The sequence below is a fragment of the Streptomyces sp. NPDC026522 genome (assembly GCF_055567555.1).
Genome location: NZ_JBVHQF010000007.1, coordinates 42,635 through 56,940 on the forward strand (window position 1 = coordinate 42,635; position 14,306 = coordinate 56,940).

Annotated in this window: 13 protein-coding genes and 1 pseudogene; 9 read left to right on the plus strand and 5 right to left on the minus strand. The window is 73.4% G+C overall.

Annotated features, from left to right (window positions below):
* Nucleotides 1–9: 9 nt before the first annotated feature.
* Nucleotides 10–462, minus strand: a complete 453-nt coding sequence (locus tag ACZ4M3_RS19170) for a MarR family winged helix-turn-helix transcriptional regulator (protein ID WP_467734100.1) — start codon at nucleotides 460–462, stop codon at nucleotides 10–12.
* 136 nt (nucleotides 463–598) lie between these two features.
* On the opposite strand from ACZ4M3_RS19170, the gene ACZ4M3_RS19175 reads away from it, so the two are divergent.
* The 6 genes from ACZ4M3_RS19175 (at nucleotide 599) to ACZ4M3_RS19200 (ending at nucleotide 5,233) form a co-directional block, all read left to right on the plus strand.
* Complete coding sequence (locus tag ACZ4M3_RS19175) at nucleotides 599–2,110, plus strand: MFS transporter (protein ID WP_467734102.1); 1,512 nt, start codon at nucleotides 599–601, stop codon at nucleotides 2,108–2,110.
* A gap of 174 nt (nucleotides 2,111–2,284) precedes the next feature.
* Nucleotides 2,285–2,992: a GmrSD restriction endonuclease domain-containing protein gene (locus ACZ4M3_RS19180; RefSeq protein WP_467734104.1), complete on the plus strand. Its 708-nt coding sequence runs from the start codon at nucleotides 2,285–2,287 to the stop codon at nucleotides 2,990–2,992.
* Nucleotides 2,989–3,264, plus strand: a complete 276-nt coding sequence (locus ACZ4M3_RS19185; protein WP_467734106.1) for a hypothetical protein — start codon at nucleotides 2,989–2,991, stop codon at nucleotides 3,262–3,264. Before ACZ4M3_RS19180 ends, ACZ4M3_RS19185 begins: the two co-directional genes overlap by 4 nt.
* A gap of 89 nt (nucleotides 3,265–3,353) precedes the next feature.
* Nucleotides 3,354–3,545, plus strand: a complete 192-nt coding sequence (locus tag ACZ4M3_RS19190; RefSeq protein ID WP_329192845.1) for a DUF5302 domain-containing protein — start codon at nucleotides 3,354–3,356, stop codon at nucleotides 3,543–3,545.
* Nucleotides 3,546–3,722: 177 nt separating this feature from the next.
* Entirely contained in the window at nucleotides 3,723–4,133 is a 411-nt protein-coding gene (locus tag ACZ4M3_RS19195) for a rodlin (RefSeq protein ID WP_467734108.1), read from the plus strand.
* A gap of 212 nt (nucleotides 4,134–4,345) precedes the next feature.
* Nucleotides 4,346–5,233, plus strand: coding sequence for a glycoside hydrolase family 19 protein (locus tag ACZ4M3_RS19200; RefSeq protein ID WP_467734738.1), 888 nt, complete (start codon nucleotides 4,346–4,348; stop codon nucleotides 5,231–5,233).
* An 18-nt stretch (nucleotides 5,234–5,251) separates the two neighbouring features.
* Here the strand turns inward: ACZ4M3_RS19200 and ACZ4M3_RS19205 are convergent, their stop codons facing one another.
* From ACZ4M3_RS19205 to ACZ4M3_RS19215, 3 genes are all read right to left on the minus strand, one after another.
* On the minus strand, nucleotides 5,252–8,035 hold the full coding sequence (locus tag ACZ4M3_RS19205; RefSeq protein ID WP_467734110.1) for a helix-turn-helix transcriptional regulator: 2,784 nt from the start codon (nucleotides 8,033–8,035) through the stop codon (nucleotides 5,252–5,254).
* A 247-nt stretch (nucleotides 8,036–8,282) separates the two neighbouring features.
* A complete protein-coding gene (locus ACZ4M3_RS19210) occupies nucleotides 8,283–10,058 on the minus strand; it encodes a S8 family serine peptidase (RefSeq protein WP_467734740.1) in 1,776 nt (591 codons plus the stop codon).
* Between the two features lie 370 nt (nucleotides 10,059–10,428).
* The gene (locus ACZ4M3_RS19215; RefSeq protein WP_467734112.1) at nucleotides 10,429–11,166 is read right to left on the minus strand and encodes a DUF1838 family protein; all 738 of its coding nucleotides are present in this window, start codon (nucleotides 11,164–11,166) and stop codon (nucleotides 10,429–10,431) included.
* Between the two features lie 227 nt (nucleotides 11,167–11,393).
* Between ACZ4M3_RS19215 and ACZ4M3_RS19220 the strand changes: the two genes are divergently transcribed.
* The 3 genes from ACZ4M3_RS19220 to ACZ4M3_RS19230 all read left to right on the plus strand — a co-directional run bounded on the left by ACZ4M3_RS19220 (nucleotide 11,394) and on the right by ACZ4M3_RS19230 (nucleotide 13,809).
* Nucleotides 11,394–12,377 carry a DUF1996 domain-containing protein gene (locus tag ACZ4M3_RS19220; protein ID WP_467734114.1) on the plus strand — a complete coding sequence of 328 codons (984 nt, stop codon included), beginning with the start codon at nucleotides 11,394–11,396 and terminating at the stop codon, nucleotides 12,375–12,377.
* 104 nt (nucleotides 12,378–12,481) lie between these two features.
* Complete coding sequence (locus ACZ4M3_RS19225; protein WP_467734116.1) at nucleotides 12,482–13,084, plus strand: sigma-70 family RNA polymerase sigma factor; 603 nt, start codon at nucleotides 12,482–12,484, stop codon at nucleotides 13,082–13,084.
* Entirely contained in the window at nucleotides 13,081–13,809 is a 729-nt protein-coding gene (locus tag ACZ4M3_RS19230) for an anti-sigma factor family protein (RefSeq protein WP_467734118.1), read from the plus strand. Before ACZ4M3_RS19225 ends, ACZ4M3_RS19230 begins: the two co-directional genes overlap by 4 nt.
* 162 nt (nucleotides 13,810–13,971) lie before the next feature.
* On the opposite strand, the pseudogene ACZ4M3_RS19235 reads toward ACZ4M3_RS19230, so the two are convergent.
* Nucleotides 13,972–14,304: pseudogene (locus ACZ4M3_RS19235) on the minus strand (DUF7873 family protein); the annotation flags it as partial.
* Between the last annotated feature and the right edge of the window lie 2 nt (nucleotides 14,305–14,306).

The following is a 14,306-nucleotide window of genomic DNA, read 5'->3' on the forward strand; positions in this document are numbered from 1 at the left end:
CCGCTCCCGTCAGGCGTCCTTCTCCATGGTGGGCCGCAGCCGCTCCAGCAGGGCGTAGAGCGTCGCGCCCTCCTCCTCGTCCAGGGTGTCGAGCGCGCCGTGGGTCGCCTGCATCTCCTCGCGCACGCGCCGGATGATGTCACGGCCCTCCTGCGTGGCGACGACGTTCTTCACGCGCCGGTCGACCGGAGACGGCTCGCGCCGCACCAGCTCGCGCGCCTCCAGCCGGTCGACGATGCCGGTGACGTTGGACGCGTCACACACCAGCAGGGTGGCGAGACCGCGCATCGGCACCGGCCCCTCCAGCTGGGCGAGGACCCGCGCCTGCGTGGAGGTGAGGCCGTAGCGGGCGGCGGCGGCCGCGAAATCCCGCCACTGGGCGGTACCGATGGCGGCGAGCAGCTCCAGGAGCTGGAGCTTGGTCGGGCGGTGGGGGACGGCCGGTCCGGCGGTGGCACTCATGCCGCCGAGGGTACCAAGAAGGTTGACATTATCAATTGTTTACTTGACCTCCTTAACTATTGGCGTCTACCTTCGTCCAAGTACTTGATGAGATAAAACATCTGCGATCTGAAGCGTTAAGAAGGTCCTGCCAGCCATGAGCACCGCCGCATCCGCCCCCTCCGCCGCCGGGCCCAGGAACGAGACGGTCATCGTCTTCGCCCTGAGCCTCGCCGCCATGGTCGTGTCGATGATGCAGACCCTGCCCGTTCCGATCCTGGGTCTGATCCGCAACGACCTCGGCACCTCGACCGCCAACGTCAGCTGGGTGACCACCGCCACCCTGCTGTCCGCCGCCGTCTTCACCCCGCTGCTGGGCCGCTTCGGCGACCAGCACGGCAAGAAGCCGACCCTGGTGGCCGTACTCGCCGTCATGGTCGCGGGTTCCGTCGTCGCCGCTCTGGCCACCTCGCTGCCGCTGCTCATCCTGGGCCGGGTCCTCCAGGGCGCGGCCACCGCGATCTTCCCGCTGGCCCTCTCGGTACTGCGCGAAGAGGTCCGGCCGCAGAAGCTGCCGGGCGCCATGGCCCTGGTCAGCGGCACGCTCGCGTTCGGCAGCGGCCTGGCGCTGGTCGCCACCGGCCTGCTGACCTCGGGTGACGGTGCCGACTACCGCAACGCCTTCTGGATGGCGACCGGCTTCGCGACGCTCGCCCTCCTGGCGGTCGTGTTCCTGGTCCCGGCCACCCGCCACAAGACCGGCGGCCGCACCGACTTCCTGGGCGCGCTGACCCTGGGCGTCGCCCTGCTGCTGCTCCTGCTGCCCATCTCGCAGGGCCACGAGTGGGGCTGGTCCTCCGGCCGTACGCTCGGCAGCTTCGCCGGCGCCGCCGTCATGACGGCCGTCTGGGTCCTGGTCGAGCGCAAGGTGCGCGAGCCCCTGGTCGACATGCGGATGTTCGTCCACCGCCCGGTGCTGATGGCCAACCTGGCCGGGATCCTCGTCGGCTTCGGCATGTTCGCGAACTTCCTGGGCGTCTCCTACCTCGTGCAGATGCCGAAGGCGCTGACCGGGTACGGATTCGACGCGTCGATCCTGCGCGCCTCCGTCCAGTTCCTGCTGCCCGGTGCGATCGTCTCGCTGCTCGCCTCGCCCATCGGCGGCCAGCTGGTCCGCCACCGCGGCCCGCGCATCGCGCTCGCCCTGGCCGCCGGGCTCGGCGCCGTCGGCTTCGGCTGGCTGGCCCTCGACCACGGCAACACCGTCTCGGTGATCGGCGCCGGCGTCATCGTCGGTGCGGCCGTCAGCTTCGGCTACGCGGCCATGCCCGCCGTCATCATGGCGAGCGTCCCGCACCACCAGAGCGGCATCGCCAACGGCATCAACTCGATCTCCCGCTCGACCGGCAGCGCGATCGGCAGCGCCATCGTCACCACGATCCTGGCCTCCAAGACCATCGAGCACCTCCCGCCGGGCGTTCCCGCCGTGCCCGCCGAGTCCGGTTTCACCCTGACGTTCGGCATCGGCGCGGCGGCCTTCGCCCTGGTCGCCCTGATCAGCTGGATCGGCCTGCGCAAGGGCCACGGCCCCCGCGTGACGGAGCCCGTCGCCTCCGGCGAGGCAACGGCCCCGGCCCCGAAGGTGGCCGAGACGGCCGACGCCGTCTGAGCCCCGCCCGTACACCGAACCGCCCCCGGCCCTCCCGGTCCGGGGGCGGTTCGCGTCTTCCGGCTGGTTCTTCCGGGGCGGCCTGCGCTGCCCGCGCGGGTGGCGCGCGGTGGGACGGGCCCGGCTGGGTAGGCTTCCCGGGACAGCGGGCGGAGTTCGGGGCGGGGTGGGGTCATGGGTCGTCAGGCGGGCCTGCGGGGTGCGGCGGTGGCCGTGGCGCTGCTGCTGGGGCTGTCCGGATGCGGTCAGTCCGGCGGGAGCCCGGCCGACCGGAGCCCCGGCGGCGGTCCCCCGGCCGGCGGTGACGCGAAGCCCGCGGCCGGGGACGTACTGCCCGGGATGGTCAGCGCGGCCGTGGCCCGGACCCAACTGGCGGCCCTGGTGGTCGGCAAGCCCGGTACGATGGCCGGCTACAGCCGCGACAAGTTCACGCACTGGGCCGAGCAGGGCAACAAGTGCGACACCCGCGAGGTCGTCCTCAGGCGCGACGGCAAGAACGTCACCCAGGACGCCGAGTGCCGGGCGGTGTCCGGCACCTGGAAGAGCCTGTACGACGGCGCGGACATCAGCGACGCGGCGAAGCTGGACATCGACCACATGGTCCCGCTCGCCGAGGGCTGGCGCTCCGGCGCCGCCGCCTGGGACGCCGCGAAGCGCAAGGCCTTCGCCAACGACCTGACGCGCCCCCAGCTGCTGGCCGTCTCGGCGGCCGCCAACCGTTCGAAGGGCGACCAGAGCCCGGACCTGTGGCAGCCGCCGGACAAGACGAGCTGGTGCCAGTACGGGCGCGCCTGGACCACCGTCAAGTCCTATTACGGGCTGACCGTCACCCCACCGGAGAAGGCCATGCTCACCACGATGATCGACACCTGCGCCTCATGACCGGGCGGCGGCAGTGGGAGGACACCGTCCCGGCCGGACCCGGCGGCGCCATGACCGACGAGGTAGGCGTGATCACCGGGGACCTCACGCTGCGTACTGTCGCCGGGCCGGACGGGAAGGTCCGCTTCGAGATCCAGTACCTCGACGCCGACGAGTGGTACACGCTCACGGGCAGTCCCGTCGCCCACGGTGACCCGTACGCCCTCCACCTGGCGGCCCTGCGGGCGGTCCGCGCGGGCGGCGGCGCCGTGGCCCCGCACCCCGGCGCCTGACCGGCCCGCCACCGGTCGGCGGGAACGCGCTGGTCAGCGCGACTGCGGGCTGACAGACTGAGGTGGCTCCATCACCCCCAGGAGGACCTATGGCCGACGAGACCGACACCCCGCAGGACGAATCCCCCGCCGAGGAGGCCAAGCGCAAGTTCCGCGAAGCCCTGGAGCGCAACGCGGCGAACGCGCATTCCCAGCAGGCCCACCAGAGCCGGGCGAAGGTACAGGGCGCCAGCAGCGGCCCGGGCGGCAAGAACAAGAAGGTGCGTCGCAAGACCGGCTGACGCGTTCCGCCGGGCGGCCCGGACCCCGCGCGGGGTGCGCCGCCCAGCGGGCGGGTCGCCCACCGGTCCGCGGATCGTTGGGCCGCATGGGTGACGGGCGATAACCCCCGGGCAGGTCGGTAGTTGATCTGGACGTACCCGCCGGGGACAGCTCATGCGACAGAAGGATTCCTCACCATGCTCAAGAAGTTCATGGCCACCGCCGCGGTCACCGCTTCCGTAGTCGGCGCCGGAGCCGTCGCCGCCTCCCCGGCGATGGCGATCGGCAACGACAACGGCGTGAACACCGTCAACGGCAACGGCGCCGCGCAGATCTACGGCAACCAGAAGACCGAGGGCGCCATGAGCCCGCAGCTGAGCCTGGTCCAGGGTTCGCTGAACAAGCTCTGCGTCGGCCTGCCCGCCAAGGTCAACGCCCAGTCGCTGATCGCCCTGCTCAACATCGGTGTCCAGGACATCAACGTCCTGTCCAACCCGCAGAACCAGCAGTGCACCGAGAACTCCACCCAGGCCAAGGGCGACGAGTCCCTGTCTCACATCCTGGACAACATCCCGGTCCTCTCCGGCAACCTGTCCGCCGGCAGCTGACCAGTTCTCACCCCGGACCGGCGTGACGGCCTTCGCCGTCACGCCGGTCCGGCGTTTGCGCAAGCCGGACGCGCCAAAAGCAACAGCTTTGGTCTAGACCTTGACAGGTTCAGACCAGTTTCGCTTCAGTGGCCGTAGTTGCCCCCCACGGCAATTCCCCCCATTGAAGGAGCAGTTCCGTGATCCGTGCGCTACGCCGCCGCGCCCTGTCCATGGCCGCGGCCGCCGCCGTGACCCTCGGCCTCGCCATCGCCCTGCCCGCCTCCCCCGCCGCCGCGGCCCCCGCCTGTGCGGGCTCCTGGGCCGCCTCCGCCGTCTACACGAACGGCATGAGCGCCTCGTACGCCGGGCACAACTGGCAGGCCAAGTGGTGGACCCAGGGCGAGACGCCGGGCACCACCGGACAGTGGGGGGTCTGGTCGGACCAGGGCGCCTGCGCTGGCGGCGGCCAGGACCCGGACCCGGGCCCCGGCGACCCGTCGGGATTCGTCGTCAGCGAGGCCCAGTTCAACCGGATGTTCCCGAACCGGAACCCCTTCTACACCTACAACGGGCTGGTCGCCGCGCTCTCGGCGTACCCCGCCTTCGCGCACACCGGCGACGACACCGTCAAACGGCGCGAGGCCGCCGCCTTCCTCGCCAACGTCTCCCACGAGACCGGCGGGCTGGTCTACATCGTGGAGCAGAACACCGCCAACTACCCGCACTACTGCGACGCCTCCCAGCCCTACGGCTGCCCGGCCGGGCAGGCCGCCTACTACGGCCGCGGCCCCATCCAGCTGAGCTGGAACTTCAACTACAAGGCGGCGGGCGACGCGCTCGGCATCAACCTCCTCGCCAACCCCTACCTGGTCGAACAGGACCCGGCCGTCGCGATGAAGACGGCGCTCTGGTACTGGAACACGCAGAACGGCCCGGGCACCATGACCGCCCACACCGCCATGGTGAGCGGCGCCGGGTTCGGCGAGACGATCCGCTCCATCAACGGCTCCCTGGAGTGCAACGGCGGCAATCCGGCGCAGGTCCAGAGCCGGGTGAACGCCTACCAGAGCTTCACCCAGGTGCTGGGCGTCACCCCGGGCGACCACCTCACCTGCTGACCCGGCCTCAGCCCGGCCTCAGCCCGTGCGCAGGGCCGTCGCCAGCTGGGCCCGGGAACGGACGTCGAGCTTCTGGTAGATGCGGGTCAGCCGGGACTCCACCGTCTTCACGCTGAGGAAGAGCTTCGCGGCCGCCTCCTGGTTGCTGGCGCCCTGGCTGACGAGCAGCGCGAGGCGGGTCTCGGCCTCGGTCAGCGCCGCCACCCCGGGATGCCGGACGGCGGCTTCCGGGGCGCTCTCGCGCGCGAGGTCCAGCCAGGGTTTCGCACCGGCCCGGTCGAACACCTCGGCCGCCTCGCGCAGCGCGGTACGGGCCGGGGCGCGGCGCCGCCGACGGCGTTCGACGCGGGCCAGGGCCAGGAGCGTACGGCCGCGTTCGAGGGGCAGGCCGAGCACGTCGAACCGCCGGGCCGTGGCCTCCAGCAGGGCCACGGCCGCCTCGGCGTCGCCCTGCGCGGACAGGCACAGGCCCCGGGCCCGGTCGAGGGCGGCCAGCACGCTGGGGCGCCCGAGCGAGCGGGCCACCGTACGGACGGAGTCCACCAGTTCGGCGGCCTCCCCGGGGGCGTCGGCCGCGACCAGGGCTTCGGCGAGTTCTCCGTGCCAGCGCAGGATCGAGGGGTCGACCACCTTCTGGGCCGCTTCCAGGCCGGCCACCCGGCGCAGCGTGGCCACCGCCTTCGCGGCGTCACCCGTGGCCAGTTCGACCAGGCCGAGGGCGTACAGGGAGCGGGAGAGGAAGACCTGGTCGTGCTCCTCCTCGGAGGCCTGGATGCCGCGCCGGGCGTAGCCGGCGGCCCGGGCGAAACTGCCGCCGGTGGCCTCGGCCATGGCGGCGACGTACCAGGCGGGACCGGGCGAGAGGCCCGCCTCGATGGTCAGCTCCAGGGCGCGCCGGGCGTGCGCCGCTCCGGCCGCGCACCGGCCGCGCCGCAGTTCGACCTCGGTGAGGCTGCGCAGCACCTCGAAGACGTCCTCGGCGGAGCCGGTGCGCCGTACCGCGGGGAGCAGGACGAGCAGCTGCCGGTGGGCGTCCTCCAGACGGTCGTCGAAGAGGGCGTGGCGGACGGCGAGGTACTGCGGCGCGTTGCGCATGCCGAGCGGTACTTCGGGGGCGGGCAGGGCGAGCGCCTCCGCGAGGATGTCCTCGGCCCCCGGGTCGCCGAGGATGCGGCCCATGCGGGCCCGTACGGTCAGCGCCATGGCTTCGGCCACCTGGTCGCCGCCGAGCGCGGCCAGGGCGCCGGCCTCGGCGGCGGCGTCCCGGGACCGTACGGGGTCGCCGTCGCTGAGGTTGTGCTTCCAGGCGACCCGCAGCCGGACGGCGGCCAGCAGCGCGGGGTCCCCGACGGCGTCGTCGATGGCGTACGCGAAGGTCTCGTCGAGGTCGGCCAGGGCCTGCCCGGCGGCGTCGATCACGGCGAGGCGGGCGCGTACCCGGTCGGCGGGCGAGGCGTCGCGGGCGAGGACGGCGCGGGTGGCGCGCCGGGCGAGGTCGGCGCGGCCCGCCCAGCCCGCGTCCTCGGCGGCCGTGACGAGCCGGGCCAGTTCCTCCCCGGGCCGGCCGGAGGGGGTGCGTTCGGCGGCGAGCAGCCCGAGTTCGGCGGCGAGGGCGCGCTGGCCGCGGCGCCGGCAGGCCGCGGCGGCGTCGCTGATCTCGGCGGCGAGGCGGGCGTCGGGGGTGTCCACGGCCAGCGCCCGGTGCCGTACGGCCTGGACCGGGTCGTCCACGGCGGCGGCGAGCGCGGCGTGCCCGGCGGCCCGCTCGGGCCAGCCCGCGTCGGCGGCCAGTGCCGTGGGCAGCGCGCCGGCGGTGAAGCGGACGGCGCCGTCCTCCCCCACGGTGACCAGTGCGGCCCGTTCCGCCTCGGCGAGTTCGGCTTCGGCGTCGGGACGGCCGGCCCGGCGCAGCAGGGCGGTGGTGGGGCGGGCGGCGAGGGCGGCGAGGAGCAGGGTGCGGCGGGCCCGTGCCGGGGCTTCGGCGAGCAGCCGCCGGGCGACTTCGCGGGCCTGCCCGGAGACCGGCAGGGTATCGGCGTGGTGGGCGCCGGGGCCGCCGCCGTCGCGGGAGCCGGCGGCTTCGGTCAGGGAGTGGCCGAGGGCGAGGGCGAGGCGCGGGTTGCCGCCGCTGGCCTGGTGGATGCGGCCGGCGAGCCGGGCGGGCAGCCCGTGGCGCACGAGCAGTTCGGCGACTTCCTCCGCGCCGAGCGGGGGCACCCGGACGGCTGGGGTGGCGGCCCCGCACAGCGCTCCGGCGACGGGCTCGCCGCCCTGGACGCATTCGGCGACCAGGACCTTGACGCGCGGTGGGGTGAGACGCAGGGCGAAGCGCAGCAGGGCGGTGCTCTCGGCGTCGAGCCACTGGGCGTTGTCGATGACGAGGAGGACGGGATTGCGGGCGGCGAGGGTGCGCAGCACCTCGACGACGGCGAGGCGCAGTGCGACGTGGTCGCGCCCGGCGCCCGGGGTGTCGGTCTCGCGGCGCAACAGGGCGATCGCGGTGCGCTGGGGCCCGGCGAGCCGTTCGAGCACGGCACCGGGGACGGAGGCGAGCAGGGCGGCGGCCGAGGCCTCGGGTATGTGCTGGTCGGCGGCTTCCGGGGCGAGGTGGAGCACCGTCTCCCGGCGGGCTCCGGCGGCGGCCGCGACGGCGCGCACCACCTCGGTCTTGCCGGCGCCGGCCGGTCCGGTGAGGATCGACCGGCCGTGGGTGGTCAGCGCGCGGTCGACCGCCGCGATGAGTTCCCCGTGCCCGACGCTCCCGTGTCCGACGCTTGTGTCAGCGTTCCCCGTCGCCGCCACGCAGAGCCACCAGCCTTTCGCGCCCCTGTCCTGTGCTTTTCCTGTGAGACGCGACAATACGAGGTCGGCCGCCGGGCGGACCCCCTTTGTGACGCAGAAATCAGCCGACCGGCCGGAATGCCCGAAGGACCTGCCGGTACGGGAGGTATCGGCAGGTCCGTGGGCTGGATTGGTCCGTACCAGCGGGTCCGTCAGGGCCGGGGTTGGGGGGCTCCGGCTGCCTGACGGACCGGGGTGGGAGCCGGGCTCAGAAGCCGAGGCTCCAGGAGTCGACGTAGCCGGTGTCGGCGGCGGCGACGTCCTGGACGCGCAGCTGCCAGGTGCCGTTGGCGACCAGGGCGGAGGCGTCCACGGTGTACGTGGTGAACACGTTGTCCGCGCTGTCGCCGGAGGAGCTCTGCAGCCGCTTGACGGTGCCGTTCGGGGCGACCAGGTCGATGACGAGGTCGCCGCGGTAGGTGTGCTTGATGTCGACGTTCACCTTGAGGGCGGCCGGGGCGTTGCCGGTGATGCCGGAGACGGTGACCGAGGAGGTGACGGCGGGGCCGTTGTCCGGGATCGCGACGTCGGTGGTGTTCTCGAACACCGGGGTGACCGGCGTGGAGATGACGGCGTTGACGGTGGCGGCCGCGTCGGCCAGGCCGGCGCCGCAGCCGCCGGTGCAGGTACCGGCGAGCGGCCGGGCGTTGGCCTTGATGGCCGACTTGATCTGCGCCGGAGTGAGGGACGGCTTGGCGGCCACCAGGAGGGCGGCGAGGCCCGCGACGTGCGGGGAGGCCATGCTGGTGCCCTGGTACGGCTTGTAGATCTCCGCGCCCGGGGTGGTGGCACCGTCGTTCAGCGAGGAGAGGATGCCGTTCTCGGGGGTGGTGACGGTGCCGGGAGTGTCGGTGGCGCGGCGCGTCTCACCGCCGGGAGCGGTGATGTCGATGCGGGTACCGAAGTTGGAGTAGAAGGAGCGGTCGCCGGTGCGGTTGGAGGCCGCGACGGTGATCACGTTGTTGCAGCTGGCGGGGGTGAAGCCCGACGCGTCCGCGTTGCTGTTGCCGGCGGCGACCACGACGGTGGTGCCGCGGGCGACGGCCGCGTTGATGGCGTTCTGGTAGCTGGTGCCGCAGGTGCCCGAGCCGCCGAGGCTCATGTTGATGACCTTGGCGGGCGTGGCGTTCGCCGGGACGCCGGGGACGGAGCCGCCGGAGGCCCAGGTGATGGCGTCGACGATGTCCGAGGTGGCGCCGCCGCACTTGCCGAGGACCCGGACGGGCTGGATCTTCGCGTTGTACGCGATGCCGGCGACGCCCTTGGCGTTGTTGGCGGCCGCGGCGATGGTGCCGGCGACGTGGGTGCCGTGCCAGGAGGAACCGCTGGCCGTCGAGCCGGTGCCGCACTCGCCCGCCGCGCTCCAGTCGCCCTGGTCGGCCGGGTTGTTGTCGCGGCCGTTGCCGTCGCGGGCGGCGGTGGAGTCGCTGATGAAGTCGTATCCCGCGACGATGTTGGGGGCGACGTCGGAGTGGGCCACGTAGCCGGTGTCGATCACGGCGACCGTGACGCCGGAGCCGGTCGTCTTGTCCCAGGCGGCGGGCACGTTCATGCCGGCGGTGGACTCGAAGAGGTCCCACTGCTTGGCGTACTCGGTGTCGTTCGGGGTGGCCATGGCGTAGGCGCGGGCGTCCGGCTCGACGTAGGCGACGTCCGGGTCGGAGCGGAACTGGGCCATGACGTCGGCCGCGTCGGCGGGGGCGGTCGCACCGCCCAGGCTGACGAGGGCGGCGCCGGTTCCGAGGCGGCGGTCGAACTTCGCCTTCTTGCCGGCCTTCTTGGCCTTGGCAGCGGCGTCGGCCGCGGCCGCGGTGTTGGAGCCGGCCTCGGCGGCGGAGGGCTTGTAGCCGACGATCAGGTTCTGCACGGGCGCGGCACCCGGGACGGCGGGGGCCGCGGCGGCCCGGAGGGTGGTGGCGGGGTCCGAGGAGCCGGTCACGGCCACGGAGGCGGTGGCGGTGGCTGCCAGCAGGGTGACGGACATGGCCGCCACGGATATGAGCCGGCGTCTGGATGCGTGCACGTGTTCCCTTTCGCGGGCCGTTTCCGGGCAGGCCGGAGCGGCCGGTTCGAGCTGTGTGGGAGGTGAGCCGGCGGCCGGGGCGGGCCGGGAGCGGGCTGGTCAGACCCGCTCCGGACACCACCGCGCGCCGCGTTGCCCGGCCGCGACGGCGGGGCAGGGCAACGGCGGTACCGGCGATCCCGCCCGGCCGCGCAAGGCTTCGCACCATGTGGGGTTGGTACGGGGGCAGTTCGTGGCGGGGGAAGACCGCCGGTGGGCAGACAGTAGGCAACACCGGGATGAACTCGATACGGGGAAAACCCTTGTCCGGCCTCTCTCCTCGGCGAAGAGGCTACCGGGGCGGGTGGAGTGCTCGGAAATACGTCCAGCTGGTCTCGTTGGGCCCGGTCCACTTCTCCGGGGCGCGGGCGAACTCCGGGTGGTGTGCCGCGATGTACGCGCGGGTCCGGTCCGGGGCTTCCTCGTAGGAGGTGAGTTTGCGGCCGCGACAGTGGAAGGTGAGGCCGCCGGGGCGCGGGCCCTGTTCCATCCAGGGCAGCCACGGCGACATGCGGGTCCAGGACATGGTGGCCGGGACGCTGGGCGCGTCGGTGGTCAGGACGGACGCGGGGGCGAAGAACTGGAACAGCTCCAGGGCCCGGTAGGTGTCGTCGGCGGAGTTCAGCGGGTACTGGGCGACGGGCAGCGGCGAGGGGTAGGCCAGGGGGATCTCCAGGCTGAAGCAGACCTGGTCGCCGAGTTCCGTCAGCGGGACGGGGAACGGGCGCCAGCTCTGGTTGGCCGGGTCGTTCCAGACGTGGACGACCGGTTTGTCCTGCCAGGTCTCCAGGATCTCGCGGGTTGCCGGGTCCAGGTAGAAGGCCGCCTCGCGGGTGAGGAGCTGGTACGTGCCCTCCTCCTCGCCCGGCACGAGCCGGGCCAGGTTGAGGCCCTCGAAGCCGAAGAGGTGCCGGTAGGGCTCTCCCGGCGACCAGGAGTGGACATCACCGGTCCACCAGAAGGCCACCTCACCGCCGTCGAGCGAGGCGCGGGTGCGGGCGAAGGCCTGGAAGCTCTCTTCTGGAGTCATACCGGGTACTCTGCGCGGCCGCCACCGGGCCGGGCAAGGACGCCACCGCCAACCGGCCACCGGGCAGACGGATGTGCGACAGGACCGGGGCAGTGACGGGCGGCCGCCGCGGCCGGCGCCGGCGGCCCGGACGCGCACCGGGGAACGGCGCGGCCCGGCAGGCGCTGCCGTCCGGCCCACCGATGCCAGGTTGACTCCGGCGGCGGGCACCGGCAACCGTGGCCGCCATGGGGAACGAACACCGACTGCTCGCGCTGCTGGTCTGCCTGGTCCTGGGGGGCGGGCTGACGGCCGCCGTGCTCGGGGCGTCATGGGCCGCCGGGTCGCGCGCGGGCTCCGTCGCGGCGGACTTCGCCGCCCCGCGCGACATGCTTCCCGAACCCGGCCTGCGGTCCGCCGGGCCGGACGCCTCGACCGGTACGGTGACGCTGGATTGCGGTCGCAACGGCGAAGGGCACTACAACCAGGACAACCTGGTGGTCTCGCCGGGGCTGCGGGCGGGCGCCCACCACACCCACGCCTACGTGGGCAACCTCTCCACCGACGCGCTGTCCACGGACGCCTCCCTCGCGGGCGCTCCCACCAGTTGTGCGGGCGGCGACCGGTCGACGTACTACTGGCCGGTGCTGCGCCGCACCGACCGCCGCCCGGGCCGGGATCCGCACGAGAGCGCGGCGGGGCACGGCAACGCGGGCGAGATCCTGCCGGAGGCGGCGGTGACGGTGGAGTTCCGCGGCAGCCCGGCCGGCAAGGTGGTGCCGATGCCCCGGTTCCTGCGCGCGGTGACCGGCGACGCCGTCGCGTACACGGCGGGCGGCGGCGCTGACGTCCGGGCCCGCTGGGGCTGTTCCGGCTCCCCGGGACTGGCCTCCGCGCACTACCCGCGCTGTCCGGCCGGGCAGCGCGTCACCCGGACCCTGGTGTTCCCGAGCTGCTGGAACGGGCTGGACACCGACAGCCCCGGCCACCGCTCGCACCTGCAGTTCCCCACGTCGAGCGGCGTCTGCCCGCAGGGCACCTTCCCGGTCCCGCAGCTGCGCCTCTCGCTGGCGTACGACGTGCCCGCGGGCGCGCCCTTCGCGCTCGACTCCTTCCCCGAGCAACTGCACAGTCCGAAGACGGACCACGCGATGTTCGTGAACGTGATGACCGACGCGCAGATGCAGGGCGTGACCGACTGCCTCAACGACGGCCGCAGCTGCCGGAACTGAACGCCGCACCCGCCGCTCCGCGTGACGCGGGTCACATGAACCCGCCCGGGCCGGGGTTCGTGTTCGGACCGCACCACGCAAGCGAGGAAGACGGAGAGGGTGAGATGGCCGGACCACTGTGGCCCCGCACTCGGCGGGGCTCGACCGATGAGGCACTGATCACGTCGGTGTACGAGGAGCACGGCCATGCCCTGCTCGCGTACGCCACCCGGCTCACCGGGGACCGGGCCGCCGCCGAGGACATCGTCCAGGAGACCCTGCTGCGGGCCTGGCGGCACTCCGAGGTCCTGGTCAACGGGAAGGGGTCGGTGCGCGGCTGGCTGCTCACGGTGGCCCGCAACATCATCACCGACCGGTACCGTGCGAAGGCGGCCCGGCCGCCGGAGGTGTCGGGCGCGGCGGCCACTCCCCCGGTGGAACTGGACCACGCGGACTCCGTCGTCGACACCATGACGGTGCTCGGGGCGCTGGACCGGCTGACGCCGGAACACCGCGACGTGCTGACCGAGTTGTACTACCGCGAGCACAGCGTCGCCGAGGCGGCCGACCGGCTCGGCATTCCGGCGGGCACGGTCAAATCGCGTGCGCACTACGCGCTCAAGGCCCTGCGCGAGGTCTTCACGGAGAGCGCGGGGGAAGGCAACAGGAACAAACGATCGGGCAGGCCGCCCCAGCAGCCCGGCGGACTGCGGGAGGTGGTGGCATGAGCCGGCAGCGGCACGAGGAGGAACTGCTCGGCCCGTACGTTCTGGGAGTCCTCGACGAGGCGGACGTACGGCGCGTCGAGGAGCACGTCGGCGACTGCGTGCAGTGCCGGGAGGAGGTGGCCGCTTTGCGCGAGATGGAGAGGGCCCTGGGCGAGGTTCCCCCGGAGGCGTTCCTCGACGGACCGCCGCAGGGCGGCGACCTGCTGCTCCGGCGCACGCTGCGGCAGGTCCGCGGCGAACGGGCCGCGCGGGCGCGCCGGCGCTACGGACTGGCGGGAGTGGCCGCCGCGGCCGCGCTGGCGGCCGTGTTCTGGGCCGGTACGCAGCTGGGCACGGACGGGACGCAGAACGTGGCGCAGCCCCCGCCGCCGTCCCCGACCGGCTCGCCCGCGCCCTCGGCGGTGCCCGGGACCCGGGTGGCGTCCGCGACGGACGGCGGCAGCGGCGCGCGGATGACGGTGCAGGTGGTGCCGGCGGCGGCGTGGGTGCGGGTGCACGCAGCCGTGACCGGTGTGCCTGCGGGCGAACGCTGCCGGCTGGTGGTGGTCTCCCGGGACGGGACCCGCAGGACGGCGGGCGGCTGGGTCGTGGGCACCGCGGAGCACGGCGAGGGCAAGGGTGCCTCGCTGGACGGTTCGGCGGCCGTGGCGGCGGCCGACGTCGAGGAGGTCCTGGTCGAGAACGAGTCGGGCAGGACGTTCGTATCGGTGCCGGTGCGGACGTAGCGGCCGGCGGCCGGACGTGACGGAGCCCGGGAACACCTCCAGTTCCCGGGCTCCTGCGTGCCACCCGTTCAGGGGCCGCCTCTGCCAGGCTTGGGCCACCACCGCGTGTGGTGCGGGGGGCGAACGCCCAACTGACGCCCCGTGTCAGCTTCAACATCAGTTTCAGCTCGCGCTCATGGCGTCGCCGATCCGCTGGTCGGTGACCTCGACGCCGTTGGCCTCTTCGCGGGCGGACTTGACGGCCTGCTGGATCTTCTCGACGCGGTCGAGGAGTTCGTTCACCCGGTGCGCGGGCAGCGCCCCGGAGAACTTCACCGTCGTCCGGTAACCGGCCGGGACGTCCTCGTAGTACACCTCGACCGGCGCCGGGTGCTTGTCGGTCGCCTCGGCCTTGACGTGGTTGCGCGGGACCTTCTTGGTCCGGACGGTACGGACCGGGTCCGTCTTCCACGAGTCCGTCGCGGGGTCCGGGTTCCACGACTCCGAGGCGTCCAGCC

Coding starts and splice junctions, on each gene's coding strand:
- ACZ4M3_RS19170 (WP_467734100.1), bottom strand. CDS start 462: ATGAGTGCCACCGCCGGACCGGCCGTCCCCCACCGCCCGACCAAGCTC.
- ACZ4M3_RS19175 (WP_467734102.1), top strand. CDS start 599: ATGAGCACCGCCGCATCCGCCCCCTCCGCCGCCGGGCCCAGGAACGAG.
- ACZ4M3_RS19180 (WP_467734104.1), top strand. CDS start 2,285: ATGGGTCGTCAGGCGGGCCTGCGGGGTGCGGCGGTGGCCGTGGCGCTG.
- ACZ4M3_RS19185 (WP_467734106.1), top strand. CDS start 2,989: ATGACCGGGCGGCGGCAGTGGGAGGACACCGTCCCGGCCGGACCCGGC.
- ACZ4M3_RS19190 (WP_329192845.1), top strand. CDS start 3,354: ATGGCCGACGAGACCGACACCCCGCAGGACGAATCCCCCGCCGAGGAG.
- ACZ4M3_RS19195 (WP_467734108.1), top strand. CDS start 3,723: ATGCTCAAGAAGTTCATGGCCACCGCCGCGGTCACCGCTTCCGTAGTC.
- ACZ4M3_RS19200 (WP_467734738.1), top strand. CDS start 4,346: ATGGCCGCGGCCGCCGCCGTGACCCTCGGCCTCGCCATCGCCCTGCCC.
- ACZ4M3_RS19210 (WP_467734740.1), bottom strand. CDS start 10,058: ATGTCCGTCACCCTGCTGGCAGCCACCGCCACCGCCTCCGTGGCCGTG.
- ACZ4M3_RS19215 (WP_467734112.1), bottom strand. CDS start 11,166: ATGACTCCAGAAGAGAGCTTCCAGGCCTTCGCCCGCACCCGCGCCTCG.
- ACZ4M3_RS19220 (WP_467734114.1), top strand. CDS start 11,394: ATGGGGAACGAACACCGACTGCTCGCGCTGCTGGTCTGCCTGGTCCTG.
- ACZ4M3_RS19225 (WP_467734116.1), top strand. CDS start 12,482: ATGGCCGGACCACTGTGGCCCCGCACTCGGCGGGGCTCGACCGATGAG.
- ACZ4M3_RS19230 (WP_467734118.1), top strand. CDS start 13,081: ATGAGCCGGCAGCGGCACGAGGAGGAACTGCTCGGCCCGTACGTTCTG.